Source organism: Rhizobium gallicum bv. gallicum R602sp (assembly GCF_000816845.1).
GTDB classification, from domain to species: Bacteria; Pseudomonadota; Alphaproteobacteria; order Rhizobiales; family Rhizobiaceae; genus Rhizobium; species Rhizobium gallicum.
In genome coordinates this window covers 831,482-857,063 of sequence record NZ_CP006880.1, presented here as the reverse complement: position 1 = coordinate 857,063, position 25,582 = coordinate 831,482, and the positions used below count along the sequence as shown (strand labels likewise).

The window sequence follows — 25,582 nt, the reverse complement described above, 5'->3', positions numbered from 1 at the left end:
TTCTTGCCATCGGCGAAGGCAGAATTGATTTCCGCTTTGCAAGTGGCGCGTCGCGGCTGTACCCTATCATTTGAATAACTGAGCCAGTGCTCAGTCTATAGCCGGGCAAAAGTCCGGTCGCGCGTTTCAACCGATGAATAAGTAGCCGCGGATCATGGAACTTATCGTCGCCCTCGGCCTGATCGTCTTCAAGGTCGCGTTTCTAATCGCGATCCTGCTGCTGCTGCCCTTGCCACTGACCTGGCTGGAACGCAAGATCGCTGGGCACATCCAGCAGCGGATGGGGCCAATGCGCGTCGGGTGGCACGGGCTGCTACAGCCTGTGGCAGACGGAATCAAGCTCTTGACCAAAGAAGACCACATCCCGGACGAGGCCGACCGCTTTTTGTTCAAACTCGCGCCAATCCTGGCGCTCGCCCCACCATTCGTGGTGTTCGTCGCGATCCCGTTCGGCGAAACCGTCTCGGTGTTGGGTGCCGAGATCACGCTTTACGTCTCCAACATGAATGTGGCGATCCTTTTCGTCTTCGCTGTGATCGGCATTGAAGTATACGGTGTCATCTTCGGCGGATGGGCCGCGAACAGCAAATACGCTGTTCTGGGCAGCCTCAGGACTTGCGCACAGATGATCAGCTATGAGATCCCGATGGGGTTTGCGGTCATTGGCGTGGTCATGTTGGCGCAATCCATGAGCCTGCTCGAAATCGTACGGGCGCAGGCCGATGTCTGGAATATCGTTTACCAACCGATCGGCTTCCTGGTGTTCTTCGTTGCCGGACTGGCCGAGGCGCAGCGCATTCCCTTCGACCTTTCGGAAGCGGAAGGTGATCTGGGGGCTGGCTTCCATACCGAATACAGCGGTATCCGCTTTGCGTTTTTCATGATCAGCGAATATGCCATCGTCTTGCTGGTGTCGGTGCTGGTGGTGATCCTGTTCTTCGGCGGATGGAACGGCGTATTGATCCCCTTGCCACCGATCCTTTGGTTTCTGCTCAAGGTCTCGTTCTTCGTCTATTTGTTTATCTGGTTCCGCTTCACTTTCCCCCGCTACCGTTACGACCAACTGATGGCGATCGGATGGAAAGTCTTGCTTCCTTTATCGATGGCGAACATAATCATAACCGGAATTGCTTTCATTTAGGAGCCGCAGCGGCTCCATAGCGGGGCGATGATGTCGCGCGCGCAGGACAGAATTGGAACATGGATCGGCTGGGCGTTCTTCGCCGATCTGGCGAAAGCCTTGGCGCTGACCTTCGGCTACATGTTCGCCAGATCCGTCACCATGCAGTATCCGGACAAGGAGAAATGGTTGCCTTACCCGCGCTACCGCGGGCATCACTTCTTGACGCGCGACGAAGAGGGCGAGATCAAATGCGTGGCCTGCGAACTTTGCGCCCGGATTTGTCCCTGCGACTGCATCGAAGTCATCCCCTACGAGGACGAGAAGGGTAAGCGTCACCCGGCAAAATTCGAGATCGACACGGCCCGTTGCCTTTTCTGCGGGCTATGCGAGGACGCCTGTCCAGCGGACGCGATCGCGCTTGGCCAGCAATACGAATTCTCGAGCTTTTCCTCGCGTGATTTGGTGATCGGGCGCGACGATCTGCTCGCCAAACCGGGCAAGGCGGCAACCGGTGGCGGCGTAATTGCCGCGCGCCTGAATACAGAGAAGGACGTGATCGTCGAAACCAAAGAGACGCAGGGCTACAACTGGTGGCGGAATATACGGCGAACGTGAAGACGCGCCAGCTGTCAAACAATGCGCTCGGACAGGAGGCTCAGATGTTTGTCGGCGAAATCATGAAGAACAAGGGTGTCGGTGTCATCGCGGTCAATCGCGATCAGACGATGGTGGAAGTCCTGAGGCTGTTTCGCGAAAACAATATAGGCTTCGTCGTCGTCAGCCAATCAGACGGCGAATTCCTTGGTACCTTGTCGGAGCGGGATTGCTGCAATGCGGTAGCCGAATACGGGGCCGCGGCGGCGATGATGCGAGCCGCCGACATCATGAACCGCAATGTAGCGACCTGTTCGACCGGGGATTTGCTGCCAATCGCGATGGGAATCATGACCCGGCAGCGTACGCGTCATGTCCTGGTTATGGACGGGGACGACGTTGTCGGCGTGGTCAGTATCGGCGATGTGGTCAAACACAGGCTCGAAGAAGCGCAGCGCACGGAGCAGGATCTGCAGGATTACATCTGCGGGAACAGGTATCACTGACCTAGTCAGGGCGCGATGGAGCGTCAGGCAAGCCACCGTCGATGCCTTGGTGGCGATCCTTAGGGTTCGAGGCGGAACCAGTGAGACGGGCGGCGGACGTCGTGGCCTGGTGAATTTCCACCGGACATGGATATACGCCCCGGCGCATCAGTCTGTTGAGGCGTAGGGCCCTGTAGTTTTCGGGGAGAAATACGAGGCCCTTGGGAAAGCGCTTGTTGACCTTGAGCTTCGCCGTCAATTCTCCCAGAGCGGATCGCACGACCACCGGATCACTATCCGAAAAGCCAAGTTGGGCCGCATCCTGCGCGCTCATCTCGACATAAGGGTCATCAGCGACCGTATTCAGGATCTCCGAGCGTTCGGAAAGATATCCGTTGTGGAACAGGCAGTTGCCGGTAATCAGCATGAACCCGCCGGCTGTCTTCGCGGCCGGCGACGGCGCGAAGAACTCGCCATCCGGTGGCTGCGGGAGCGCCTTGGTGAACGCGCCGTCTGCGCCAAGTCCATCCTGCGTCAACCCCTGATAGGCCGGAACCAGCCGGGCAATCTCGTCGAAAATCCCGCCTTCTGTCGATGGCTGCAGCGTCTGGCTGCGCAGCGATGCGACGAAGTCGAATATCGCCAGATTGCCTCGCGCCTCGAAGGCCGGTTCGCGGAATTTGCGGATCTTCTGGGTCCGGCCCTCGTTGTTGGTGAACGTCCCGGATTCCTCGCCGTAACCTGCCGCGGGCAGAACAACTTCGGCCAGGCCCGCGGTATCGGTTAGGAAGGTATCCTGCACGATCAGGAGATCGGCGGCGCCAAGCGCCCGCGTCACGAAATCCCTGTCGGGGTAGGAGATCAGGGGGTCTGCTCCGGCGAGGTAGAGTGCGCCCATCCCGCCACCGACGCAGAGTTCCAGCATGACGTCGAGGCCCGCGCCGGGTTCAGATGGGATTTCGGCACCCCAGCTTCGCGCAAGGGTTGCACGGTTCACATCATCGGTGACCGCCCACAATCCCGGCAAAGCCGCCGGCAAAACTCCCATGTCCCAGGCACCCAGCTGATTGGCGCGGTCAAAGAGGAACTGCATCGCCAGGCCCTTGCGGAGCAGACGGAGAACCTGCAGCAGGTTGTTGAGTTGCTGCAGCGTCGCGCGCGCTTCGGGTGATCTCAAGAGCTCGACGCTGACAAGCACAGTGACGCTGCGGCTTTCCTTGAGCGCACTGGCCAGCCGACCCGGCCCGTCACCACCGGTATTCACCTGCGACCTACCGATTGTCGCTTCGATGTCCGCAAAAGTCTCGCCCAGCAATGCGTGACCGGCCGCTTCCACGAGCCCGGCTACCACCGCCGCGAGGCTCGCGGTTTCTCCGCCCGGCGACACGCGAACCACAACGCAGGCGTCGGCCTCCAGACGGGAGGGCCGCGCTGAAAGCATGAGCAATGCGGTCTGCCGCCGCCGCGCGCCGTCCCGCAGCAGGTATTCGGTGATTGGGTTCTCCTCGGTCACGTTGCCGCCGACGACGAGCACGCAGTCGTTGGCGATCACCTCTTCCAGCGGTGCGCGGCTGTAGAAGGCTGCCAGTAACGGGCCGAGCGTATCAAAGGGCGCGGACCAGCGCGACGAGCAATCAATGTTGTTGGTCCGGAATACCGTCCGCATCAGCTTCTGGAACTGATAGAGCACCTCGTTGGGCAGGCGCGGCGAGGCCAGCCCCCCTGCAGCCTTGTCCTCGACCGCCGACAGCCGCCGGCGCAGATAATCCCCCGCTTCGTCCCAGGAAACCGGCGCCAGCGCGCCATTGCGACGGATCATCGGTCGCTCTATCCGGTCCCTGCCCGAGACGAAATCGAGACCGAAGCGTCCCCGCACGCAAAGCGTTTCGCGGTTGACCCCCTCGTCCCACTTCGAGCGTACCCGCATAAGCTCACCCTTGCGTGTGCCCACCGTCAACTGGCAACCGGTGCCGCAATGCGGGCACACCGTGTCGGTCTCGACCAGATCCCAGGGCCGTGCCTTGTAGCGGTAGGGGAAACTCATCAGAGCGCCGACCGGGCAGACCTCGATGCAATTGCCGCACTGATCGCAACTCGCAAGGCTACCCTCGAAGCCGGTGACGGCGGTATCCATGCCTTTTTCGACGGTGCCAAGCGCGACCGCGCCGACCACCTCCTCGCACATCCGGACGCAACGCTGGCACTGGATGCAGCGGTTGACGTTCATGATGACGACAGGGCTGAGACGGATGTCCTCGGAGTGGAATACACGCTTGAGATCGTGGAACTCGCTTTTGCGGGGGCCGTATGCCATCACCATGTCCTGGAGCTCGCATTCGCCGCCCTTGTCGCAGATCGGGCAGTCAAGGGGGTGGTTGGCAAGCAGCATGTCGAGCATGGATGATCGCGTTTCCTCGATCAGCGGCGTATTAGCCCTAACGACCATGCCATCGGTGACCGTGGTGGCGCAGGCCGGCTGCAGCCGCCGCAACCCCTCAATCTCCACGAGGCACATGCGGCAGGAGGCCAGCGGCGGCAGCCGCTTCCAGTAACAGAAAGTTGGAATGTCGATGCCCAAGCGCTCAGCCGCCATGAGCACCGTGGAGCCAGCCTCGACTTCAAGCGTTTGTCCGTCGATCGTAACGCTAACCATGCTTCCTCCAAGCCCGCCTCAAACACACGCTCTGTGAAACGGGCACCTCCGCTCCTCGATATGGACGACGAACTCGTCGCGGAAATGCTTAAGCGCCGCCCGCAATCCCATCGCGGCACCGTCACCCAAAGCACAAAACGTATTGCCGAAAATGCCTTTGCAAAGCATCTCCAGCTGCTCCAGATCTCCAGGCCCGCCTTCCCCGGTCTCAATGCGGCGCAGTACCTTTACGGCCCAGTTCAATCCTTCCCGGCATGGCGTACACTTGCCGCAGGACTCGTGGTGGAAGAACTCTATGATCCGGGTGGCGACCTTGACCATGCAGGTCGAGTCGTCGATTACAACAACGCCGGCCGAACCAAGCATCGAGCCGGCGGCAGCAAGCGAGTCGAAATCCATCCCGACCTCCAGCCCGCCCTCAGGTATTACCGGCGCCGAGACCCCGCCCGGAATTACAGCCTTGATCCTGCGCCCCGGTAACGGACCGCCAGCGTGCTCCTCGACCAGTTCGCGCAGCGATATGCCCATCGGCAGCTCGTAAAGGCCGGGGTTGCGCACCTGCCCGCTCAGGCAGTAGAGCTTCGGGCCGGGGCTCTTATCCGGACCGATGCCCCGAAACCAGGCCGGCCCGCGCGCCACAATATGCGGCACGCAAGCAATCGTCTCGACATTGTTGATAACGGTGGGGCTGGAGTAGAGCCCGGCCACGGCGGGAAACGGCGGTTTCAATCGCGGCTGCGCCCGCTTGCCCTCGAGCGACTCGAGCATCGCGGTCTCCTCGCCGCAAATATAGGCGCCCGCGCCGCAGTGAACGTGCACGGTGAACTTGAAATCAGAGCCTAGAACACTCGTTCCGAGATAGGACCTTTCGTGAGCCTGGGCGATCGCTTGCTCCAGGCGGCGTATCGCCGTCACATATTCTCCCCGGATGTAGACATAGGCGGTTTCGGCCCCGATCGCGTAGGCGCTTACCGCCAGCCCCTCGATGAGCTGGTGTGGATCGCGCTCCATGATGATCCGGTCCTTGAAGGTTCCGGGCTCGCCCTCATCAGCGTTGCAGCACAGGTATTTCGGCTTGCCGGCCTGCTTCGGCACGAAGGACCATTTCATGCCCGTCGGGAATCCGGCCCCGCCGCGGCCGCGCAGGTTGGACTGTTTGACGAGGTCGATGACCTCGTCCGGCGTATACTCGCGCAGCGTCTTGGCCAATGCCTGATAGCCGCCGCCGGCCTCATAGGTCGACAGCAAATGACTGTCCGGCACGTCGATATTCTTAAGAAGAACCGGCTCGAACATGACCCTACCTTCCCGGCGGCCGTGCAAGGGTGGGCCCACTTTCGGCCTGCCTCGCCAAGGCGCGGAGGCCGTCCAGCAGCGCGTCTATCCGCGCGACATCAAGGTTGCCGTGGTAATCGTCGCCAACCTGCATCACCGGAGCCATCTCGCATGCACCGAGGCACTCGACTGTCGAAAGCGTGAACAGCCCATCCGGCGTTGTGCCGCCCTTGTTGATCCCCAGCACCTCCTCCAAATGCCTCAAGAGGTCCTCGGAGCGGCGCAGCATGCAGGAAACGTTGTCGCAGAGTTGCAGGTGGAACATGCCCACCGGTTCGACATGAAAGAGTGTGTAGAAGGTCGCCAGTTCGTAGACCCAGATCCGCTCGACACCAAGGATATTGGCGACTTCTTCCAGCACTGGACCAGGCAAATGGCCATGCTCCCTCTGCGCGATCAGAAGCGCGGGCATGATCGCCGAGCGCTGGTCGGGATACCGCGCCGCCGCCGCCTCGATCTGTTCGCGCATGGTCATCGGGTTTGAACCTCCCTGCTACTTGTCCACCTCGGCCATCACCGGGTCGAGGCTGCCGAGCACGGCGATCATGTCCGCCAGATAGCGGGCGTTGGTCACTCCAAAGAGTGCCTGAAGGTTGACGAAGGACGGTGCCCGCACCTTCATACGGAACGGTTTGGGCGATCCGTCGCTGATGATGTAGAAACCTAGCTCGCCCTTTGGCGCCTCGATCGCAGAATAAACCTCGCCCTTCGGCACCTTGAAGCCGTAGGCCGATAGATCGAAATGCTGGATCAATGCCTCCATCGAGCAGTGCACCCTGTCCTTGTCCACCGGGAAGGCGATTGTCGGCATGTCGATCTGGAACGGCCCCTCGGGCATCTGGTCGAGACATTGCTCAATGATCCGGATGCTCTCGCGCATTTCCTCGACACGGCACTGCCAGCGCGCATAGCAGTCGCCCTCCTTGCGGGTAATGACATTGAAGTCGAGCCGATCGTAGATCTCATAAGGCTCGTCGCGGCGGATGTCCCAATCGACGCCCGAGGCGCGCAGGTTTGGGCCACTCAGGCCGAGATCGATGGCATCCTCGGCGGCGATTACGCCGATCCCTTGCGTACGGTTCAAAAACACCCGGTTGTTCTGAAGCAGCCGATCATAGTCGCGAATGCGGTTCGGGAAAATGTCACAGAATTCCCGGATCTTGGGGAGGAACCCGTCGGGCAGGTCCTCGCGCACACCGCCGACCCGGCAGAAAGATGTATGCATCCGCGCCCCGGAAATCATCTCCAACAGATCCATGATCATCTCGCGCTCGCGCATCGCATAGAGCAACGCGGTCATGGCGCCAAGGTCCATCGGCAGTGCACCGGTGATCAGGAGATGGCCCGAGATCCGTGCCAGCTCGGCCATCAACACGCGAATATACTGCGCCCGTACCGGTGCTTCTATGCCGAGGAGTTTCTCCACGGCCAGTGCAAATGCCAGGTTATTCGAAGGTGGGCAGAGGTAGTCGAGCCGGTCCGTCAGCGGGAAAATCTGAGTATAGGTGAAGCTCTCCGCCAGTTTTTCGGTGCCGCGGTGGAGATAGCCGATATGCGGGTCGACGCGCTCGACGTATTCGCCGGTCAGTTCGAGGACGAGCCGAAGAACCCCATGAGTGCTGGGGTGCTGCGGGCCGAGGTTCAGAAGCACTTCCCTGGTATTGAGCGCTTCGCCTTCAGGCCTGCCGAGCTCGGTGACTTCAGTCATCTCAACTCTCCCGCGCGGAACGGCCTGCTTGCGGAATATCCCTGGTGGCGAGGTCCGGCTGTGTCGGCGGCGGGCCTTCGGCTCCAAACGGATTCAACTTATCCTTGTATCCGCGCAGCGGAAAGTCCTTGCGCTGCGGGAAGCCCTCGAATTCCTCCCACATGTAGATCCGGCGCAGGTCTGGGTGACCCTCGAACCTGATCCCGTACATGTCCCAGGCTTCGCGTTCATGCCAGTTGGCGGTGCGCCAAACGCCCGTAACCGAGGAAAGCTGCGGCGGATCGCCAAGCCAGCACTTGATGCGAATCCGCCACCGGTTGGGCAGCGAGTAAAGGTGGTATACCGCTTCGAATCGCGGTGTTTCGGGATAATGATCAACCCCACAGATGTCCGAGAGGAAGTTGAATCGCAGCGCTGGATGTTCCTTCAGGAACCGGCAGAACTCGACGATCGTCTCGGGAGGAACAGCAAAGACGTGAATGCCGTGCGCGCAGCCGAGGTCCTCGATTGCCCCTCCGAAACGCTCCATGATCGGACCATGATCGAGAGGCCGCCCTACACTCATGATGATGCAACCCGATCCAGACGCGTCCCGGCCAGCGCGCGGGACCTCTTGATCTTCTCTTGAAGCAGGAGGAAGCCATGCATCAACGCCTCGGGCCGCGGGGGACAGCCGGGCACATGAACGTCGACGGGCACGAAAGTCTCCGACCCCTGCACCACGGCGTAGGTGTTGTAAACCCCGCCCGAAATGGCGCAGGTGCCCATTGCGATCACCCAGCGCGGTTCCGGCATCTGGTCGTAGAGCCGACGCACGACGGGCGCGAATTTCCGGGTCACGGTGCCGGCGATGATCATCACATCGGACTGACGTGGTGAAGGGCGGAACACCACGCCGAACCGGTCGAGATCATAACGCGCGCAACCGGCCGAGATCATCTCGATGGCGCAGCAAGCAATGCCGAAGGTCTCAGGCCATAGGGCTGACCGCCGGCTCCAGCCGATAATGCTGTCGGCCGTGGTGAACAGTACACTATCGCGGATCGCGTTGTTTATTCCTCCCATTCCAACGCTCCCTTCAGCCAAGCGTAGGCGAACCCCACGAGAAGCAGCAACATGAAGACGAACATCTCAATATACCCGATGAGCCCGATCTCTTTCAGAACGACGGCCCAGGGAAAGAGGAACATTGCCTCGACATCGAAGACCACCAGCAGTATCGCAAGGATAAAGAACGGCACTCTGAAGCGGCCCCCGGCAGCTTCGCCCGACGGGTCCATGCCGCATTCGTAGGGCATGTTCTTTGCGGGATAGGAATTGGAGGGGCGCAGCAGCGACGAGACGAAAAGCGTCATCATCGCCACCAGAACAATTCCGGCGGCCATGAAGAGAACAGGCAGAAATTCCATTGCAGACATGTCGCATTTCCCCGGTCACCCACCGAGGGCCTTGCTCAGGCCGCGACCGACCCCTCCGGGCCGGCAATGCGGTCGCCCCAGTAAGTGACTTGGGCGCTCCTTTCTTCAATTGTCAGTGTATTCCCTCGGGGGAACCATTGCAAATCCAATAGATCAGCCTCCAAACACCGCACCTTGAGCAAGCCTGAGGAACCGTTCCGGAAATAGGCCGATTCCGAGAGTGCCTACGGCGGTGAAGGCGAGGGTCGCGCGAACCAGGGGCGTCAGAGCCGGGTCAAACACCCTGCGTGGCTCGCGCATGTAGATCACCATGACGATGCGGATGTAGAAGTAGGCGGCGACGGCGCTCAAGAGCACTGCGATCACCGCCAGCATGACGAAACCCCGCTCGACCAACGCGACCAGCACGTAGAACTTGGCGAAGAACCCGGCTGTCGGAGGAATGCCGGCCAGCGAGAACAGATAGAGCAGCATCAGAAGCGCCAGCCCGGGATGCGACCTGGCAAAGCCCGCGTACTCTTCGATTATTTCGCCCGAAAAATCGCCGTTGCGCATCATGATGACGATGCCGAAAATGCCGAGGTTCATCAAAGAATAGATCAGCAGGTAGAGCATCACGCTGGCGATGCCGTCCGCTCCGCCGGCTACCACGCCGAAAATGGCGAACCCGGCATGGGCGATGCTGGAATAGGCCAGGAGGCGCTTGAAATTGTCCTGCACCAGCGCCACGAAGCTGCCGAGTGCCATAGTCGCTACCGCAATGACGGCGACAACGACCCAGGCGTCCGAAGCTGCAACCAGCGGGTTGAGGAACACCCGCAGGATCGCCGCAAACCCCGCAGCCTTCGGCCCCACAGACATGAAAGCCGTGATCGTCGTCGGCGCGCCCTCGTAGACGTCCGGCACCCACATATGGAACGGCACCGCGCCGACCTTGAAGACCAACCCCGCGACGATGAAGACCACCGCCAGCAGCAATCCGGGATCGAGCCGATCGCCGGTCACCGCGGCCGTCATGCCGTCCAGTTGCGTCGTGCCGGTGAGCCCGTAAACGAGCGAAACGCCATAGAGGAAGATCGCGGTCGAGACCGCGCCAAGGATCACGTATTTCAGTGCCGCTTCGTTCGAACGCGGCTCTCTTCGCAAGAAACCGGTCAGTACATAGGTGCAGAGCACCATCAGTTCGAGGCCCACATAAAGCGACAATAGATCGGTCGCCGAGGCCATGATCATCATTCCCGACAGGGCGAAGAGCAGCAGAACATAGTATTCGCTACTTTCAATCCCCTCAATGTCTGCATATTTTCGCGACAGGAAGAATGTCAAAACAGTGGCTAAATAGAACACGAACTTGAAAAAGACCGCAAAGCCGTCGGCGACGAACATGCCCGTGTAGGCCGGCCGTACCTCGCTCGCCAGCATGAGTGTCCCCAAGGCAGCAATCAGCACGACGGCGACGGATGCCCACACAAAGACATGTTCCTGCCCCTTGCGCACAAGCTGGCCAAGGATCAGCAGGATACAGGCGCCAGTGATCACCACGATCTCGGGCAGGCTCGCTAAAGCAGACTGGAAAAGCGCGGCGGCGGTCATTGGCCGCTCCCCGTGGTGTGCACGTGCGCCAGCAAATGCTTCACCGAGACGTCGATGATGTTGAGAAAGGGTTTCGGATAGAGCCCCACCCAAAGCACGAAGACAGCCAGCGGCAGGATCGCAGCCATCTCGCGGGCGTTCACGTCACGTATCTTGAAGCGGGCGCCGATGCTGGCTGGACCAAGTGCTACTCTCCTGTACATGCCAAGAAGATAGGCCGCGCTCAGCAAAGCGCCTACGACCGCGGCCGCGCCGGCGGCCAGGTTGGCCGCAAATCCGCCCGACAGCACCAGCAACTCGCCGATGAAAGAATTCGTTCCCGGCAGGGCCATCGACGACAAGGTGAACAGCGCCAGAAACGCAGTATAGATCGGCGCCACCTTCATCAGCCCGCCATAGTCGGCGATACTGCGCGTATGCGTCCGCTCGTAGATCAGACCGACGAAGAGGAACAATGCGCCCGTCGTTACGCCATGATTGAACATTTGCAGGATGCCGCCCTGGAGCCCGCGCAGGTTCAGCGCAAAAATCCCCAGTGTTACGAAACCCATATGACTGATGCTGGAATAGGCGACCAACTTCTTCAGATCGTCCTGCGCCAGCGCAAGCAATCCGCCATAGACGATGGCGAGCGCCGAAAGCGCCAGCATCAGCGTCGAATAGTATATCGACGCCTCCGGCAGTATCGGCAGCGAGAACCGCAAGAACCCGTAGGCGCCCATCTTCAGGAGCACTCCGGCCAGGATGATGCTGCCAGCCGTCGGCGCCTGTACATGAGCGTCCGGCAGCCAGGTATGAACCGGGACCATCGGCACCTTCACGGCGAAGGCAATCAGAAAGGCGAAGAAAAGCCAGGATTGGATCCAGAACGGCAAATCCTGACCTGTGAGCGCGAGTATGTCGAAGGTCCTGCCGCCGTGGAAATAGAGCACAATGACACCGATCAGGAACAGTAGGCTGCCCGCCAGCGTGTAGAGGAAGAACTTGAACGCGGCATAGACCCGGCCATCACCGCCCCACACCCCGATTATCAGGTACATCGGGATCAGCATTGCCTCCCAGCAAACATAAAACAGAAACAGGTCGAGGGCGCTGAATACCCCCAGCATCAACGCCTGCATGACGAGCAGGCTCACCATGAACTCCTTCACCTTGCTCTCGATCGCAACCCACGAGGCGAGCACGCAGATCCATCCCAGCAGTGCGGTCAAGAACACGAAGAGCGCGCTGATCCCATCGATACCGAGCGCATAGGTGATCCCGAGCGAAGGTACCCACGGGTGCCTCTCGGTGAACTGCATCTCGTGTGTCGTCGTGTCGAAGCCGGCCAGCATTGCGATGCAGAGAGTCAGATCCAGGACGGCGACACCCAGCGCTGTCCAGCGCACCACATCCTCGCTGCGGAGAAACATTAGGAACACTGCCCCGGCGGCAGGCGTGAATACAATGAGACTGAGGAGCGGCAATCCCATCGCACCCCCTACCGCCACGCCACGGCGAAAACGACGGCGGCCGCGATCAGACCGGCGATCATCGCCAGTACATAATGGGTCACGACACCGGTCTGGAGCCGCCGCAACGCCGCGCCCCCGCCCAGGATCGAACGGGCGACGCCGTTCACGACGGCGTCCACACCGTTAAGGTCGATCCGAAATCCTTCTCGTGCCGACCCGTGCAGGAAAGGTAGCGCCGTTGTCTCGGACACCTCGCTCACCGCCTTCTCGTAGCGCGCCAGCGGCCTTTCGGCGAGCCACATGAAGTACCGCGCACCCTTGCGGTAGAACCAGTCGGTGTCCAGGCTGATCTTATTCTCGGGATCGAGCGCTCGCAGGAAAATGACAAAACCCAGTGCCGTAAACATCAGCACGCCGAGGCTCTCCGTAATATGGAGGCCCGTATATGGTTCGAAGTCGACTGGATAGGGTAGCATTGCATAAAGCGGCCGCGGAAACACACCGATCGCAATGCAGAGCACCGCCGCCATACCCATCGCAACCAGCATGTTCCCGGGCGGCTCCCTGGCCCCTAGGCCCTGGTCCTTACCGAAGAACATGTAGTACGGGAGCTTGAGACCGGTGTGCAGGAACGTCCCGGACGATGCCATCGTCAGCGCAAGCACGACCAGCGCGCGGTGATCCTGCCCGGCGGCGGCCACGACCATCGACTTGGTGACGAAACCAGAGAAGAATGGAAATGCCGAGATCGCCAAGGCGCCAACCATATAGAGCGTCACGGTCAGCGGCATGGACTTGTAGAGCCCGCCGAGTTCGGTGAGCTTACGCCGCCCAGTGACATGAATCACCGCCCCCGCACCCATGAACAGAAGCGCCTTGTAGAGGATATGGGCGAAGGCATGGCTGGTGGCTCCGTTCACCGCCATTTCCGTCCCAATACCCACGCCCGCCACCATATACCCTACCTGGCTGACGATGTGATAGGCAAGCAGCCGCCGGCAGTCGTTCTCCAGCACCGCGTAGATAACGCCGTATAGCGCCATCGCAATGCCGAGCCAGACCAAAAGCTCGGTCCCCGGAAATGCCCGCGCCAACACGTAAACGGCGGTCTTGGTGGTAAAGGCGCTCATGAACACTGCGCCTGTGACGGTCGCCTCCGGATAGGCGTCGGTGAGCCAGGCGTTGAGCGGCGGCACTGCGGCGTTGAGGATGAACCCGGCAAGGATCAGGTAGACGGCCACGCCCATTTCTCCCTCGATCGGGCCGAAAAGAGATGAACCGGTGGCGAGTCTGTGGAGAACCACGCCGCCGAGCAGGCAGACCCCGCCGGCAATATGAACCATGAGATACCGGAACCCCGCCCGGATTGCCTTGTCGCCTCCCTGGGCAAAGACCAGATAGGCAGAGGCAAATGCCATGCCTTCCCAGAATAGGTAGAGGGTCAGGTAGTCGCCGGCGAATACCACCCCGAGTGCACTGCCGACGTAGATGAATGCGGCCACATGCTGGCCGGTGCGCGTCAGGTGCAACGCGTAGACCGTACCGATCAGCGCCATGACGGTGAAAACGGTGGCGAAGACGATACTCAGCTTGTCGACCTTCGCGATCACGATTTCCTGCCCGATAAATCTTGCCTCGCCATAACTGCCCGGCTCCATCGTGAGCACGGCAAGGATCGCCAGCGTCGGGATCAGCAGCAGATAGGCCTTGCCGATCGATCCCCTGAGGAACGGTATCGGCAGAGCACCGAGAATGAAGAGGAGAGCCGGATGGATGAAGTCAGTCATAATAGTCCTCGCGCCGCATCAGCCCGATGCGATGGCCGAGAAACTTGGAAACGAAGATGAGCAGAACGCAGGAGCCAAAACCGTAGACGGCGGACCAGCCAGGCAGGCGCTCCCAAACGTATTCGGCGTGTTCGCGAGAAACCAGAAAGTCGGCGGCGACGATCAGAACGAGTGCCAGATAGAACAGTCGGCGGCGCTGTTTTGCCCATTCTTCGTCACCAAAGAAATCGACCACGCGCTTGATCATCTGACCACTCCATCCGCCAGGGTAAGGAAATAATCGGGGAAGATGCCCATCAGCACCGATAGGATGGCGGTCGCGACAAGCGGGATCGTGATCATCGGAATTTCACGGACGGTCGCCTGGCTCTCCTGCGACTCGGTCCCGAAAAAGGCGACGTAGCTGACCGGCAGGAAATAGGCGGCGTTCAGGATCGAACTCACCAGGAGTACGACCAGGAACGCCATCTGTCCCGCCTCCACCGACCCCAGCGTCAAATACCATTTGCTGACAAATCCCGCGGTCGGCGGCACCCCGATCATGCTGAGCGAGGCGACGAAGAATGCCCCCATCGTCCAGGGCAGCCGGCGGCCGATGCCGGCCATGTCGCTGATATTGCGCTTTCCCGATGCGCAATAGATCGACCCGGCGCAAAAAAACAGCGTGATCTTTGAAAATGCGTGTGCTGCAATGTGGATGATCCCGCCGACCATTGCGACCGGCGACAACAGGACCGCGCCCAGCACGATGTAGGAAAGTTGGGAAACCGTCGAATAGGCGAGCCTAGCTTTCAGGTCGTCCCGTGTCAGGGCGTAGACCGACGCCATCAGGATCGTGAATGACACCAGATAGGCCGTGACGATGCCGAGGCCCAGTTGTCCGACCAGCCCGACGCCGAAGACATGGAACACCACCCGCAGCACACAGAACACACCCATCTTGACCACAGCCACTGCATGCAAGAGCGCGCTGACAGGAGTTGGGGCCACCATGGCGGCCGGTAGCCAGGCGTGCATGGGCATCACCGCAGCCTTGGCGAAGCCGAAAAGATAGCAGAAATAGATAACCGTCAGCAGCGGCGCGGAGGCATTGACTCCCTCCAATAGCCCCCCATCCACAAAGTCGAGCGACCCCGCAATGGAATAGGTCAGTGCCAGCGCGGCAAGCAGCACGCTTTTCGACGCGCCCATCAAATAGACGAGGTATTTGCGGCTGCCCGCCCATCCCTCTTCGTCCTCGTGGTGGTAGACGAGCGGATAGGTAACGAGGCTGAGCACCTCGTAGAAGATCACCAGCGTGAACAGATTGGCGGCAAAGGCGCCTCCGACGGCCGCCGCGAGACTGGTGGCGAAACAGGCAAAGAATCGAGTCTGCGCATGTTCGTTCAAGTGCCGCATGTAGCCGACGGAATAGAGCGCGGCGACGATCCATAGGAGTGAAGAGACGGTGGCGAACACCATGCCGAGCGCATCTGCCCGGAAAGCGAAGTCGGCCCCCGGCAAGATCTCGAACAGGCGCAAATCGACGGTTCCGCCAGCCAACACCGTGGGCGCCATGGAGGCGACGATCGCAAACAGGACGATCGCGGCCAACGGCGATACGAGATCGCGGATTTTCTCACGGTTATTCAAGAGAAGAACTGCCACGGCGGTCAGGCCCGGGACGGCGACGGCAAGCAGCGGCCTGATCGATATCACCGGGTCCAAGCCGTTATCCTTTCATCATGGTCACGTCGTCGACCTTGAGGGTGGATTTGTTCCTCACAAGGGCGACCAGGATGCCAAGAGCAACGGCAACCTCCGCCGCAGTGATTGCTATGACGAAGATGGCGAAGATCTGCCCGCGAAAGTCGTTGTAGATGCGCCCGAAAGCGATGAAATTGATGTTGACCGAGTTTAGCAGCAACTCCAGCGACATCAGCACGACCAGAATATTGCGCCTGAGCAGCACGCCCGCCGCTCCGATCACGAACAGGACCACCCCGAGCAGAATATACCACGACAGCGGAACCATCACCCCTGCTCCTTCCGCGCCAGCACGATGGCGCCGACCAAAGCCACCAACAGGATGACGGAGGCGACCTCAAACGGCAGAAGATAACCGGCGAAAAGCGTCGTGCTGAGCTGCCTGATCTCGTCGCCGCCGCCTACGGGAACAGTGACCGAAAAGCGATCGCTCCAGAGCACCAGGACCGACATCTCGATCCCAAGCAGAACGAGCATAACCAGAGCTGGCAGGTTGCCCCCGGGTAAGAACCGCTGCAACTTTGCTTCGCGCACATCGATCATCATGATCACGAATAGGAACAGGACCATGATTGCGCCGACATACACGAAGATCTGGATGACCGCGAGCAACGGCGCTTCGAGCAGGACGAAGATTGCCGAAATCTGCAGGAAACACGCCATCAGCGCCAATGCGCAGTGAACCGGATTCCGCGCCAGGACCACGGTCAGGGCCGTGATCACGGACACCGTAGCGAACAGAAGAAAGAACCCCTGATCCATCGACGCGACCCTCCCACGCGAGCTGTCACTCGGCGCGAGACGGCCGGATTTGAGATAGCTCAGCACTTCAGGTGCATTTATAAATTGTGCCCTACTATCCGATTTTTCACAAGATTATTGTCGTCGGCGGACAAACCACAGCGGTTGTGATGTGGCTAAGCCGCTCGCCAAGGTCTCGCAGCGCCGCCGCCTGGGCTTTCCTGCGTGACGAAGTGCTCGCAGATTTTGTCGAGCAGAGTTTAAATGCTGAACTGCGCTCACAACCTTTCTTCCTTAAAATGTTGCGTGGTTGCCGTCCGATGCCGGCGGATCGGAAGCATGATCGGCCTGCCCGAGGGGGATCGGCGATGAAGCGGCTTTCGGCCGAAGACCTGCGTGCATTCTCTTGCGTCAGCACATCCTCCGGTTTGCCGGAAACTTGACTCGCCCTCCAGCCATTGCGACGAGGTCGTCTGCGTAGCGAGCTGCCAGGTTGAGATCATGCAGCACCATGACAACGGTGGTTCCGCGCGAGATCAGCCAAGAAGTCCAGAACGTTGACCTGGATGGCTGCTTTCGAGACGTGTCGTCGGCTTGTCCAGCAGTAGGATTTCCGTCTGCTGGGCCAACACCGTGGCAATCCCAGACACGCAGGCGTAATACCGCAGTTGCCGGCGTAATTATTTCTTCGCGAGCTACCACTTCTCGCCTTGGACGAATTAGAATACTCGGAAGTCGCCTGGGGGCGAGCTCTTCAATGCTCTAAACGCTCAAGGCAATTAATTTTCGAAAGCGCGGCATGCATTGCTAGTGCAACGAAAAATAGTCCTATTTATTTCAAGAATCCTGCCGCCTATTCGGTGCTATAAGTTCAGGATCAAAAGGAATCGTCATGAAATTCGAACCAAATAATCCACGGGTTATCCTAGGGCTTGTTGTATTTCCTGACGGATAATGATCTGGATTATCCGCTTGCAGATAATATTTCTTGGCACTCCTACCAATCGAGTGCCAGAGATGTTATGTAATAGGTGCGGCCGCCCTATGCGCCGACCGCAGAAAGATCCTCATGACATTCCGTCCTCTCCATGACCGCGTCGTCGTACGGCGCGCGAAAGGTGACCTAAAATCCAAGGGCGGGATCATTATTCAAGACACCGCCAGGCAAAAGCAGCAGGATGGCGAAGTGACGCCGTTGGGCCGAGCTTGCAGTCGGCGACTGGTGCCGCTCGACGTGGAGACCGGCGACGTGATCCTATTCGAAAAGTGGGCGGAAACCGGAATCGGAATCGATGGCGAAGATCTCCTGATCGTGAAGGAGTGCGACGTCATGGGCATCGTCGAAAAGACCGAAGCGACCGCCGATACGACCGCCTAATCCGCCGAATTCCAACCCCGACTCTCAAGACCGAACTGGACCACAGACAATGTCTGCCAAGGAAATCATCTTCTCCACCGACGCACGCGATCGTCTGCTTCGCGGCGTCGAGGTGCTCAACAATGCCGTCAAGGTAACGTTAGGCCCCAAAGGCCGCAACGTCGTCATCGACAAGTCCTATGGCGCGCCACGCATTACCAAGGACGGCGTCGCGGTCGCCAAGGAAATCGAACTTGCAGACAAGTTCGAGAACATGGGCGCGCAGATGGTGCGCGAAGTGGCGTCCAAGACCAACGATCTTGCGGGCGACGGCACCACAACCGCGACGGTGCTCGCGGCCTCCATCTTTCGCGAAGGCGCCAAACTTGTTGCGGCCGGGATGAACCCCATGGATTTGAGGCGCGGCATCGATCTTGGCGTTGCAGCGGTACTTGCGGAAATCAAAGCGCGCGCCACGAAGGTTAGCTCATCGAACGAAATCGCCCAGGTCGGCACAATCGCCGCCAATGGCGATGCGACGGTGGGCAGAATGATCGCTGACGCGATGGAAAAGGTTGGCAACGAAGGTGTCATCACAGTCGAGGAGGCCAGGACGGCCGATACTGAACTCAACGTCGTCGAGGGCATGCAGTTCGACCGGGGCTATCTCTCGCCTTACTTTGTCACCAATGCCGAAAAAATGCGCGTGGAGCTGGAGGACCCATATATCCTTATCTATGAGAAGAAGCTCGGCAATCTGCAGGCAATGTTGCCCATCCTCGAAGCCGTGGTGCAGAGCGGCAAGCCGCTGCTTATTATTTCCGAGGATGTCGAAGGCGAAGCTCTGGCCACATTGGTCGTCAATAAGTTGCGGGGCGGATTGAACGTCGCTGCCGTCAAGGCCCCAGGTTTCGGCGATCGCCGCAAGGCCATGCTGGAGGACATCGCCATTCTGACGGCCGGCCAGATGATCTCTGAGGATCTCGGCATCAAGCTGGAAAATGTCACGCTTGATATGCTCGGGCGCACCAAGCGGGCGCTGATCGAAAAGGATACCACCACGATCATAGACGGCGCAGGTGAAAAATCTGAGATCGCTCGACGCATCAGCCAGATTAAGGCGCAGATCGAGGAAACCACCTCCGACTACGACAAGGAAAAGCTGCAAGAACGCCTTGCAAAACTCGCCGGCGGCGTTGCGGTGATACGCGTCGGCGGCTCGACCGAAATTGAAGTCAAGGAGAAGAAGGACCGCATCGACGATGCCCTGAACGCCACCCGCGCGGCGGTCGAGGAGGGTATCGTTCCGGGCGGAGGCGTCGCCCTGTTGCGCGCCAAGTCGGTTCTGGCAGGGCTAGCTGCAGAAAACGCCGACGTGACGGCGGGGATTTCGGTCGTGCTGAGGGCGCTGGAAGCCCCGATCCGACAGATCGCCGACAACGCCGGTGTCGAGGGCTCTATCGTTATTGGTAAACTCGCCGAGAGCACGGATCATAACCAGGGGTTCGACGCACAGACGGAGACCTATGTCGATATGATCAAGGCTGGCATTATCGATCCTGCCAAGGTGGTGCGGACCGCTTTGCAAGACGCCGGCTCGATCGCAGCACTTCTGATTACCGCCGAAGCGGTGATCGCCGATATTCCCGCAAGAGAATCTGCGCCGCCGGCCGGAAACGTCGGCATGGGTGGCATGGGATACTGAGGACAGTGCCTGAGCCGCTCGGCCAGGACGGCCGCAGCGGTGAACCAAACAACATCGGCAAGGAGAATTCCAATGGCCATGCAGAGCAGCAGCAAAACATCGATTTTCCAACGTTTCGACAGCTATCAGCCGTCGAAGACCATCCTCGTCTGGGCTTGTGTCGTCACTGCAGTCGCCACGATCATCGTCGGATTTAACTGGGGGGGCTGGGTGACGGGCGGCACTTCTCTCAAAGCAGCGGCAACTGCGGGCGAAACTGCACGTGGGGAACTTGCATCCGCCATATGCGTTGACCGGTTCAACAGTGCGACGGATGCCGCCGCAAAATTGGTTGAATTTAAGGCTCTTCCAGACAGCTATAAGAAGCGCCAGTTCATCGAAGCCGGCGGATGGGCAACCATGCCAGGACAAACCTCAGCCGACAGCAAGATCGCCGAAGGCTGCAGCACCGCGCTCTCCGCCTGAAGGGCCTCCTGTCTAAGACTTGCTTGGCGCCCCGGGGTGCTTTGCCTATCCGCCACAACAGCACATGAAGCGATATCCGTTTCCAAAAAAATGGAGCCTCCGCGTCGACATGCTCTAATGTCATGGAGGCCTCCTGAAACCTATCGCGGGGCTCAGGATGACCTGAGAAGGTGCATCATTTGCGAATGTCTGATTCCGCTTACGCTCATCATCGCTGAGAACCGCGCAGCTCGTTGGTGTGCGGATGTCCAGTGGAGGCGTTGGCCACCCGTCCCATGCGACCTTGCGAAACAACAACAAATCGGATCCCGTCACCGGGGCTTTGCGGGGGCTCGCAACACCCGATTCCTGCGATTGGTCGAGTATGCTATCCCAAAGCTGGCCGCATGATACTGCCGAGATTTAGGAGTGGGGCGTCTCGATCATTATTTCGACCATGAATTTTGCTTATAAGGCCTGGCTCCAGATTTATCCAAACGTCCCTGCGGCGTGTTGAAGCGTTTGAACGGATTGCCGCGAAGAGAGGAACTCAAACTTGCTCGACAGCTTCGGCCGACGATCCGAGCTTCAACGCCGATCTACGCCAACCTCGACGACGACGAGGACGGCGAAGGCTTCTCGCTGATCTGGTCCCGCCCCCAACGGGCGGCGCGGCGACTGAGGCCCGGCGCAAGGCCGGGGCCTTCAGAGTCCGTCCGAGAATTCACCATTAATGCAACAGACAAGAGCCCAAAGGCCTGAAGAATGCGCCTTGCGTTCTCTTCCGGGGTGGCAGCATCGATTTCCAAATCGGCCCAGTGGGCCCGAAGCTGCGATTTTGGCCAACTCGAAGAACGTTGTGGGAACATCGCTTGTGGGATTGACCAGGCAAACGCCGGCTTGTGACATTGCGCTCCAAATTGAGGAGCGTTGCAGTGAGTATATGAACACGCGCGTGCTGCAAACGGTGCTCGCCGAACCAGTCTGGCACGGCCGCATGACACCGGAAGATTATCGCGGCCTCACGCCGCTGATCTATGCCCACGTTAATCCCTATGGCCGGTTCGATCTCGATCTGGACAGCCGGATAGATTTCGGCAAATCGCTGCGTGAGCAGCGGCGTGAAAATGCGCGTTGCAAAACACAGGCGCAAAATTCCAACTTTTGTTGGGAGTTGTGCGAAAAATAGGAAGAGAAAAAGAATGTATGCACGAGGCATCGGATATACGGTTTGCCGCAGAGAAAATCTTGATGACGACGGTGCCCGGGCCCGAAGACATTTCAGTGGTTAGTTTCTTCAACCATTTGTGGGGGCGGTTGTAATGCTGTCACGCAATTTTCGATCGTTTCATCAGTAAAATCACGTCCGCGATATCGGGAAGATCCAGTCGATGGTATATAACCTAATCATGCGGTAATAGCCTTACATTCTTGTCGCATTTCCTGGGGCGACAGAATGTCCCATGTGTACAGCCTCTGAGGCAATGCCTGCCAGTTCACGGATGAAGAAGTCGAGTATGGTCGACGGTTTCTCCGTAGAACGCGTCGCGATGACGAAGGTGGAATGAATACGAGTTTCGTTCGGCATAAGCTGTCTAAAACGCCCTTTCTGCACCCAATCGCGGGCATAGTGGTCCGGCAAGTATCCAAGATAGTGTCCGGACATCACAAACATTGCCTGCGCCTCCATGTTGGAGGCAATGGCCCGCGCACGTGCTTTTGGGAAGAACTGCAATTCACGCATGTTGGCGTATGGCCGCACAACGAAATCGAAAGTCTCGATGTGCTCGATCGTCAATTCGGCTTCCGCCTGCCGGAAGAGGGGGTGCCCTTGGGCACAGTAAAGCGAATGGATTTCTTCCCGGAACCGCGAGAGCTTCAGACCCTGATAGGGTTGCGTTTCCGGTAGCAATGCTATGTCCAGACCGCCATTGGCAATTTCCGAAAGAAGCGCGTCCGGAGTGTCGATTGCCAGCTCAACGCGCGCTTCGGGCGCCCGTTCGCTGATACGGGCGATCACGCGGTGGATGGGCAGGTCGCTGTCGGTAATGGTATTATCAACGAGGCCGAGCCTTAGAGTGCCGGTAATGCGGTTTTTGAGTGCACCGATGTCGCTCTCGAAGGCATTGAGTGCCAGAAAAAGCCCTTTTGAACGCTCATGCACGATTGCACCACGGTCCGTCAGTTCAAAACCCGAGCGGCCACGCTGGCACAGCTTGAAACCCAGACGATCTTCCAGTGCCTTGATGTGGAAACTGACCGCCGACTGGCTGAGGCCCAGCGCGATCTGCGCACCGAGAAAACTCTTATGTTCAACGACCGCCCGAAACACGGTCAATGACCTGAGGTCGGATTGGGCAAGCAGCATCCGCGCGTCCTTACATTAATAATCTTGATGTAAACTCCACACGTTTCCTATTTTTCTTGTAGCATTGTCCATGCTTCCTTGTCTTCGGAGATCACGAAACGGTCCCGGAAAAACAGGGGAACAGGACTATGAAAGTCATTCGGAATTCGAAAAGCCTTCTGATCGGCGCCGCATTTGCCATCGCGTTGGCCGCGCCCGTTGCCCAAGCGGCCGAGCTACTCGAAAAAATCAAAACGGATAAGGTCTTCACGGTCGCTACCGAAGCACGCTTTGCGCCGTTCGAATTTGTCGAGGACGGCAAGATTGTTGGCTATTCCGCAGATATCATGGCAGAGGTCATGAAGGCTCTGCCCGGTGTCGAACTGAAGCGGCTCGACCTGCCTTGGCAGGGCATCCTTCCGGGTCTCGCCGCCGGCCGGTTCGATTATGTCGTGACCTCCGTCACGGTCACGCCGGAGCGCATGAAGGCTTATCATCTGTCCGCACCGATCGCCGATGCCACGATGGCTGTTCTGAAGCGCAAGGGTGATACCGACATTGCCATGCCGGAAGACATTGCCGGTAAACCGGTCGGTTCACAGGCAGGTTCGGCCCAGCTTGCCGCACTTGAAAAATTCGCCGGTGAACTGAAGGCAGGTGGCAAAGGCGACGTCACCATTTCAACCTATACAGATTTTTCAGAGGCCTATGCCGATCTGGGGGCCGGCCGTATCAGCGCCGTCATCAACTCGCTGCCGAACCTGCTGGAAGCCACCCGCCAACGCCCCGATGTCTTCGAAGTCGTACTACATACCTTTGGTGCCAAAACTTACTTCTCATGGGCTGGCCGCAACGATCCCGACAGCGCCTCGCTGAATGCGCTGATGGACGCCGAAATGGTCAAGCTGAACAAATCCGGCAAGCTCGCGGAGTTACAGAAGAAGTGGTTCGGCGCGACGATGGAACTGCCGGAAAAACTGGCCGTTAGCGAGTAAGGTCCAGTCGTGGACAGAGGACTCGCAGGTGTCTGGCCAGCTCTTCTCGATGGCTTCACCACCACCGTTATGGTCAGCTTTTCAGCGCTGCTTCTCGGTGCGCCGCTGGCCATTCTCCTTGCCGCGGCTTCACGCGGCGGCAGGGTTCCAAGCCGTCTGGCGGGACTTTATCTCTCCTTCTGGCGGGGGACGCCCATCCTCGTGCAATTGCTGATCGTCTTCTATCTACTGCCATTTCTCGGGCTGGAGCTGGAACCAACGCTAGCCGCAACAATGGCGCTGGCATTGAACACCGCAGCCTTCCAGTCCGAGATCTACCGCGCCGGACTGCAAGCGATCCCGCGAGGCCACATCGAGGCTGCCAGCATGCTCGGTCTGTCCGCAAGCCAGACGTTTTTCAGGATCGAAGCGCCTCAGGCGATACGCCTGATGCTGCCAGCCCTGATCGGGGAAATGCAGGCTCTGGTGAAAAACTCCTCGCTGGTATCGGTGATCGCCGTCACCGACATTACCCGCCGGGCGCAGCAGGTCGCCGCATCGACGTTTCGTCCCCTTGAGGCTTATGCCTCGGCATTGTTGCTTTACGTGATCATCGGCGCAGTTCTGGCGTGTATTGGCCTTTTGCTGGAGCGCCACCTGTCACGGGAGGCGAAACGATAATGTCGGGTTTCGTCAACGATATTCCACTCTACGCGGCGGGTCTTGCCACTACGATTGCTGTTTCACTGCTCGGCATCTTCATTTCCGTAATCGTCGGCATTTTTCTTGCACTTGCATTGCGCAGCCGCTTTCGGCTCATTGCGATTCCGGCCCGCGGTTACATCGAATTTGCGCGTGGCGCACCTCTCGCGCTGGTGTTGTTCCTCCTCTATTACGGGGGCCCGCAGTTCGGTTTGCTGCTGAGCCCCCACGTCGCCGGCATCGTCGGTCTCGGGCTTTATGGAGCCGGACCGTTTGCGGAAATCTTTCGTGCCGGCTTCAGTGCGATACAGAAGGGTGAGCGGGAAGCCGCCGAAATGCTTGGCCTGACACCGGGCCAGAGCTTTCTCAATATCGAACTGCCCCAGGCATTGCGGGTCACGCTTCCTGCCTGCGTCGGGCAGACAATCAATCTGGTCAAGGAATCTGCCGTGCTTTCGGTCATCACGCTTGGTGAACTGACAAAGGTCGCAGGTACGATCAGCTCCATCACCTTCGCTGTCGTCACCCCTTATCTTACCATCGCCCTCCTCTACTGGGCGCTCGTCGAAACTATCGCGCGTCTCGGCTTTTATGCAGAGCGACGCTTTACGGCGAAAGGCTCCTAATATGACCGCAAGTAAAGCTGCGATCTCGGTGCGCGGACTTCAAAAGCATTTCGGCGACAAGAGGGTGCTGACCGGCATCGACCTCGATGTTCATGCCGGCGATGTTACCTGCATCATCGGCCCCTCCGGTTCGGGCAAGAGCACGCTGTTGCGCTCCATCGCCTTTCTCGATCCTTATGACGGCGGCGACGTGCAGGTTTTCGGAAAGCTGATTGGCTGGCGGGAAACGCCACTCGGACGGGAACGGGCCGGTGCGAGGGAACTGGCGAAAGCGCGCGGGCCCCTTGGCATGGTGTTCCAGCACTTCCACCTCTGGCCGCACATGAGCGTGCTCGACAATGTGACCCTGGCGCTTCGGCTGGCACATGGCGTGCCACGAAAGCAGGCAGAGGAAACAGGGCGGGCGATGCTGGAGAAGGTCGGGCTTTCCACCTTCGCGGATCGCTGTCCCGAAAGCCTGTCCGGGGGACAAAAACAGCGCGTGGCCATTGCCCGCGCGCTGGCAGTCCGGCCGAAGGCGATGCTTTTCGACGAACCCACCTCGGCGCTCGACCCGGAACTGGTGGGCGAAGTGCTTTCGGTCATGAAGACACTCGCGGCGGAGGGAATGACCATGATCATCGTCACCCACGAGATGGGCTTTGCCGCCCATGCGGCCAGCCGCGTCGTGTTCATGGATAGCGGCCGCATTGTCGAGGAAGGCCCGCCGCAAACGCTTTTCGCCACCCCGAAAAACGAACGTCTTTCTCAATTTCTCCAGACCTGGCGCGAACGCGCACTTTGATAGCTT

The 25,582-nt window shown here is 59.3% G+C and carries 25 protein-coding genes and 3 pseudogenes; 12 read left to right on the top strand and 16 right to left on the bottom strand.

The window, feature by feature from the left end; genetic code table 11:
• Positions 1 to 154 precede the first annotated feature (154 nt).
• From nuoH to RGR602_RS27250, 3 genes are read left to right on the top strand one after another with little or no spacing between them, the layout of a single operon-like run.
• A complete protein-coding gene (gene nuoH / locus RGR602_RS27260; RefSeq protein WP_040115137.1) occupies positions 155 to 1,141 on the top strand; it encodes an NADH-quinone oxidoreductase subunit NuoH in 987 nt (328 codons plus the stop codon).
• 30 nt (positions 1,142 to 1,171) lie between these two features.
• The gene (locus RGR602_RS27255; protein WP_040115136.1) at positions 1,172 to 1,738 is read left to right on the top strand and encodes an NADH-quinone oxidoreductase subunit I; all 567 of its coding nucleotides are present in this window, start codon (positions 1,172 to 1,174) and stop codon (positions 1,736 to 1,738) included.
• Between the two features lie 44 nt (positions 1,739 to 1,782).
• On the top strand, positions 1,783 to 2,223 hold the full coding sequence (locus tag RGR602_RS27250) for a CBS domain-containing protein (RefSeq protein ID WP_040116512.1): 441 nt from the start codon (positions 1,783 to 1,785) through the stop codon (positions 2,221 to 2,223).
• Between the two features lies 1 nt (position 2,224).
• Here the strand turns inward: RGR602_RS27250 and nuoG are convergent, their stop codons facing one another.
• The 15 genes and pseudogenes from nuoG to RGR602_RS38895 form a co-directional block, all read right to left on the bottom strand.
• Positions 2,225 to 4,855 (bottom strand): NADH-quinone oxidoreductase subunit NuoG, encoded by a 2,631-nt coding sequence (gene nuoG / locus RGR602_RS27245; RefSeq protein WP_040115135.1) that lies wholly within the window; start codon positions 4,853 to 4,855, stop codon positions 2,225 to 2,227.
• An 18-nt stretch (positions 4,856 to 4,873) separates the two neighbouring features.
• Complete coding sequence (gene nuoF / locus RGR602_RS27240; RefSeq protein WP_040115134.1) at positions 4,874 to 6,151, bottom strand: NADH-quinone oxidoreductase subunit NuoF; 1,278 nt, start codon at positions 6,149 to 6,151, stop codon at positions 4,874 to 4,876.
• 4 nt (positions 6,152 to 6,155) lie between these two features.
• A complete protein-coding gene (nuoE, locus tag RGR602_RS27235) occupies positions 6,156 to 6,665 on the bottom strand; it encodes an NADH-quinone oxidoreductase subunit NuoE (protein ID WP_040115133.1) in 510 nt (169 codons plus the stop codon).
• Between the two features lie 18 nt (positions 6,666 to 6,683).
• Positions 6,684 to 7,898, bottom strand: a complete 1,215-nt coding sequence (gene nuoD, locus RGR602_RS27230) for an NADH dehydrogenase (quinone) subunit D (RefSeq protein WP_040115132.1) — start codon at positions 7,896 to 7,898, stop codon at positions 6,684 to 6,686.
• A gap of 1 nt (position 7,899) precedes the next feature.
• Positions 7,900 to 8,463, bottom strand: a complete 564-nt coding sequence (locus RGR602_RS27225; RefSeq protein ID WP_040115131.1) for an NADH-quinone oxidoreductase subunit C — start codon at positions 8,461 to 8,463, stop codon at positions 7,900 to 7,902.
• Complete coding sequence (locus tag RGR602_RS27220) at positions 8,460 to 8,963, bottom strand: NuoB/complex I 20 kDa subunit family protein (RefSeq protein WP_040115130.1); 504 nt, start codon at positions 8,961 to 8,963, stop codon at positions 8,460 to 8,462. The genes RGR602_RS27225 and RGR602_RS27220 overlap by 4 nt, the downstream gene beginning before the upstream one ends.
• Positions 8,951 to 9,316, bottom strand: a complete 366-nt coding sequence (locus RGR602_RS27215) for an NADH-quinone oxidoreductase subunit A (protein ID WP_040115129.1) — start codon at positions 9,314 to 9,316, stop codon at positions 8,951 to 8,953. Before RGR602_RS27215 ends, RGR602_RS27220 begins: the two co-directional genes overlap by 13 nt.
• 153 nt (positions 9,317 to 9,469) lie before the next feature.
• Positions 9,470 to 10,909 carry an NADH-quinone oxidoreductase subunit N gene (locus RGR602_RS27210; protein ID WP_040115128.1) on the bottom strand — a complete coding sequence of 480 codons (1,440 nt, stop codon included), beginning with the start codon at positions 10,907 to 10,909 and terminating at the stop codon, positions 9,470 to 9,472.
• The gene (locus RGR602_RS27205) at positions 10,906 to 12,381 is read right to left on the bottom strand and encodes an NADH-quinone oxidoreductase subunit M (protein WP_040115127.1); all 1,476 of its coding nucleotides are present in this window, start codon (positions 12,379 to 12,381) and stop codon (positions 10,906 to 10,908) included. Before RGR602_RS27205 ends, RGR602_RS27210 begins: the two co-directional genes overlap by 4 nt.
• An 8-nt stretch (positions 12,382 to 12,389) precedes the next feature.
• Positions 12,390 to 14,150: a Na(+)/H(+) antiporter subunit D gene (locus RGR602_RS27200; protein ID WP_040115126.1), complete on the bottom strand. Its 1,761-nt coding sequence runs from the start codon at positions 14,148 to 14,150 to the stop codon at positions 12,390 to 12,392.
• Positions 14,143 to 14,397 (bottom strand): hypothetical protein, encoded by a 255-nt coding sequence (locus RGR602_RS27195; protein ID WP_040115125.1) that lies wholly within the window; start codon positions 14,395 to 14,397, stop codon positions 14,143 to 14,145. Before RGR602_RS27195 ends, RGR602_RS27200 begins: the two co-directional genes overlap by 8 nt.
• Positions 14,394 to 15,857, bottom strand: a complete 1,464-nt coding sequence (locus tag RGR602_RS27190) for a monovalent cation/H+ antiporter subunit D family protein (protein ID WP_040115124.1) — start codon at positions 15,855 to 15,857, stop codon at positions 14,394 to 14,396. Before RGR602_RS27190 ends, RGR602_RS27195 begins: the two co-directional genes overlap by 4 nt.
• A gap of 4 nt (positions 15,858 to 15,861) precedes the next feature.
• The gene (gene nuoK / locus RGR602_RS27185; protein WP_040115123.1) at positions 15,862 to 16,164 is read right to left on the bottom strand and encodes an NADH-quinone oxidoreductase subunit NuoK; all 303 of its coding nucleotides are present in this window, start codon (positions 16,162 to 16,164) and stop codon (positions 15,862 to 15,864) included.
• Positions 16,164 to 16,658 (bottom strand): NADH-quinone oxidoreductase subunit J, encoded by a 495-nt coding sequence (locus RGR602_RS27180; protein WP_040115122.1) that lies wholly within the window; start codon positions 16,656 to 16,658, stop codon positions 16,164 to 16,166. Before RGR602_RS27180 ends, nuoK begins: the two co-directional genes overlap by 1 nt.
• Positions 16,659 to 16,915: 257 nt before the next feature.
• Positions 16,916 to 17,278 (bottom strand): annotated as a pseudogene (locus RGR602_RS38895) (ABC transporter ATP-binding protein); the annotation flags it as partial.
• 428 nt (positions 17,279 to 17,706) lie between these two features.
• Between RGR602_RS38895 and RGR602_RS27175 the strand changes: the two are divergent.
• From RGR602_RS27175 to RGR602_RS36505, 5 genes and pseudogenes are all read left to right on the top strand, one after another.
• Positions 17,707 to 18,015 (top strand): co-chaperone GroES, encoded by a 309-nt coding sequence (locus RGR602_RS27175; RefSeq protein WP_040115121.1) that lies wholly within the window; start codon positions 17,707 to 17,709, stop codon positions 18,013 to 18,015.
• A gap of 49 nt (positions 18,016 to 18,064) precedes the next feature.
• The gene (gene groL, locus RGR602_RS27170; RefSeq protein WP_040115120.1) at positions 18,065 to 19,699 is read left to right on the top strand and encodes a chaperonin GroEL; all 1,635 of its coding nucleotides are present in this window, start codon (positions 18,065 to 18,067) and stop codon (positions 19,697 to 19,699) included.
• Positions 19,700 to 19,771: 72 nt separating this feature from the next.
• On the top strand, positions 19,772 to 20,164 hold the full coding sequence (locus tag RGR602_RS27165; protein ID WP_040115119.1) for a hypothetical protein: 393 nt from the start codon (positions 19,772 to 19,774) through the stop codon (positions 20,162 to 20,164).
• A 554-nt stretch (positions 20,165 to 20,718) separates the two neighbouring features.
• A pseudogene (locus RGR602_RS38890) lies at positions 20,719 to 20,809 on the top strand (DUF736 family protein); the annotation flags it as partial.
• A 274-nt stretch (positions 20,810 to 21,083) separates the two neighbouring features.
• Positions 21,084 to 21,245: pseudogene (locus RGR602_RS36505) on the top strand (Tn3 family transposase); the annotation flags it as partial.
• Between the two features lie 321 nt (positions 21,246 to 21,566).
• On the opposite strand, the gene RGR602_RS27155 reads toward RGR602_RS36505, so the two are convergent.
• Positions 21,567 to 22,511 carry a LysR family transcriptional regulator gene (locus RGR602_RS27155; RefSeq protein ID WP_040115117.1) on the bottom strand — a complete coding sequence of 315 codons (945 nt, stop codon included), beginning with the start codon at positions 22,509 to 22,511 and terminating at the stop codon, positions 21,567 to 21,569.
• A 128-nt stretch (positions 22,512 to 22,639) separates the two neighbouring features.
• Here RGR602_RS27155 and RGR602_RS27150 point away from each other — a divergent pair, with 128 nt between their 5' ends.
• From RGR602_RS27150 to RGR602_RS27135, 4 genes are read left to right on the top strand one after another with little or no spacing between them, the layout of a single operon-like run.
• Positions 22,640 to 23,485 carry a transporter substrate-binding domain-containing protein gene (locus tag RGR602_RS27150; RefSeq protein WP_040115116.1) on the top strand — a complete coding sequence of 282 codons (846 nt, stop codon included), beginning with the start codon at positions 22,640 to 22,642 and terminating at the stop codon, positions 23,483 to 23,485.
• Between the two features lie 9 nt (positions 23,486 to 23,494).
• Complete coding sequence (locus tag RGR602_RS27145) at positions 23,495 to 24,145, top strand: amino acid ABC transporter permease (RefSeq protein WP_040115115.1); 651 nt, start codon at positions 23,495 to 23,497, stop codon at positions 24,143 to 24,145.
• Complete coding sequence (locus RGR602_RS27140; RefSeq protein ID WP_210263499.1) at positions 24,145 to 24,792, top strand: amino acid ABC transporter permease; 648 nt, start codon at positions 24,145 to 24,147, stop codon at positions 24,790 to 24,792. Before RGR602_RS27145 ends, RGR602_RS27140 begins: the two co-directional genes overlap by 1 nt.
• A gap of 1 nt (position 24,793) precedes the next feature.
• Positions 24,794 to 25,576: an amino acid ABC transporter ATP-binding protein gene (locus RGR602_RS27135; protein ID WP_040115113.1), complete on the top strand. Its 783-nt coding sequence runs from the start codon at positions 24,794 to 24,796 to the stop codon at positions 25,574 to 25,576.
• The last annotated feature ends 6 nt before the right edge of the window (positions 25,577 to 25,582 follow it).

Excerpts from the sequence above, each read along its gene's own strand:
- RGR602_RS27200 (WP_040115126.1), bottom strand. The coding sequence starts at position 14,150 with ATGACTGACTTCATCCATCCGGCTCTCCTCTTCATTCTCGGTGCTCTG.
- RGR602_RS27220 (WP_040115130.1), bottom strand. The coding sequence starts at position 8,963 with ATGGGAGGAATAAACAACGCGATCCGCGATAGTGTACTGTTCACCACG.
- groL (WP_040115120.1), top strand. The coding sequence starts at position 18,065 with ATGTCTGCCAAGGAAATCATCTTCTCCACCGACGCACGCGATCGTCTG.
- RGR602_RS27155 (WP_040115117.1), bottom strand. The coding sequence starts at position 22,511 with ATGCTGCTTGCCCAATCCGACCTCAGGTCATTGACCGTGTTTCGGGCG.
- RGR602_RS27210 (WP_040115128.1), bottom strand. The coding sequence starts at position 10,909 with ATGACCGCCGCCGCGCTTTTCCAGTCTGCTTTAGCGAGCCTGCCCGAG.
- nuoF (WP_040115134.1), bottom strand. The coding sequence starts at position 6,151 with ATGTTCGAGCCGGTTCTTCTTAAGAATATCGACGTGCCGGACAGTCAT.
- nuoE (WP_040115133.1), bottom strand. The coding sequence starts at position 6,665 with ATGACCATGCGCGAACAGATCGAGGCGGCGGCGGCGCGGTATCCCGAC.
- RGR602_RS27180 (WP_040115122.1), bottom strand. The coding sequence starts at position 16,658 with ATGGATCAGGGGTTCTTTCTTCTGTTCGCTACGGTGTCCGTGATCACG.
- RGR602_RS27250 (WP_040116512.1), top strand. The coding sequence starts at position 1,783 with ATGTTTGTCGGCGAAATCATGAAGAACAAGGGTGTCGGTGTCATCGCG.
- RGR602_RS27215 (WP_040115129.1), bottom strand. The coding sequence starts at position 9,316 with ATGTCTGCAATGGAATTTCTGCCTGTTCTCTTCATGGCCGCCGGAATT.
- RGR602_RS27195 (WP_040115125.1), bottom strand. The coding sequence starts at position 14,397 with ATGATCAAGCGCGTGGTCGATTTCTTTGGTGACGAAGAATGGGCAAAA.
- RGR602_RS27140 (WP_210263499.1), top strand. The coding sequence starts at position 24,145 with ATGTCGGGTTTCGTCAACGATATTCCACTCTACGCGGCGGGTCTTGCC.
- RGR602_RS27175 (WP_040115121.1), top strand. The coding sequence starts at position 17,707 with ATGACATTCCGTCCTCTCCATGACCGCGTCGTCGTACGGCGCGCGAAA.
- RGR602_RS27205 (WP_040115127.1), bottom strand. The coding sequence starts at position 12,381 with ATGGGATTGCCGCTCCTCAGTCTCATTGTATTCACGCCTGCCGCCGGG.
- nuoG (WP_040115135.1), bottom strand. The coding sequence starts at position 4,855 with ATGGTTAGCGTTACGATCGACGGACAAACGCTTGAAGTCGAGGCTGGC.
- RGR602_RS27255 (WP_040115136.1), top strand. The coding sequence starts at position 1,172 with ATGTCGCGCGCGCAGGACAGAATTGGAACATGGATCGGCTGGGCGTTC.
- nuoH (WP_040115137.1), top strand. The coding sequence starts at position 155 with ATGGAACTTATCGTCGCCCTCGGCCTGATCGTCTTCAAGGTCGCGTTT.
- nuoK (WP_040115123.1), bottom strand. The coding sequence starts at position 16,164 with ATGGTTCCGCTGTCGTGGTATATTCTGCTCGGGGTGGTCCTGTTCGTG.
- RGR602_RS27165 (WP_040115119.1), top strand. The coding sequence starts at position 19,772 with ATGGCCATGCAGAGCAGCAGCAAAACATCGATTTTCCAACGTTTCGAC.
- nuoD (WP_040115132.1), bottom strand. The coding sequence starts at position 7,898 with ATGACTGAAGTCACCGAGCTCGGCAGGCCTGAAGGCGAAGCGCTCAAT.
- RGR602_RS27225 (WP_040115131.1), bottom strand. The coding sequence starts at position 8,463 with ATGAGTGTAGGGCGGCCTCTCGATCATGGTCCGATCATGGAGCGTTTC.
- RGR602_RS27150 (WP_040115116.1), top strand. The coding sequence starts at position 22,640 with ATGAAAGTCATTCGGAATTCGAAAAGCCTTCTGATCGGCGCCGCATTT.
- RGR602_RS27135 (WP_040115113.1), top strand. The coding sequence starts at position 24,794 with ATGACCGCAAGTAAAGCTGCGATCTCGGTGCGCGGACTTCAAAAGCAT.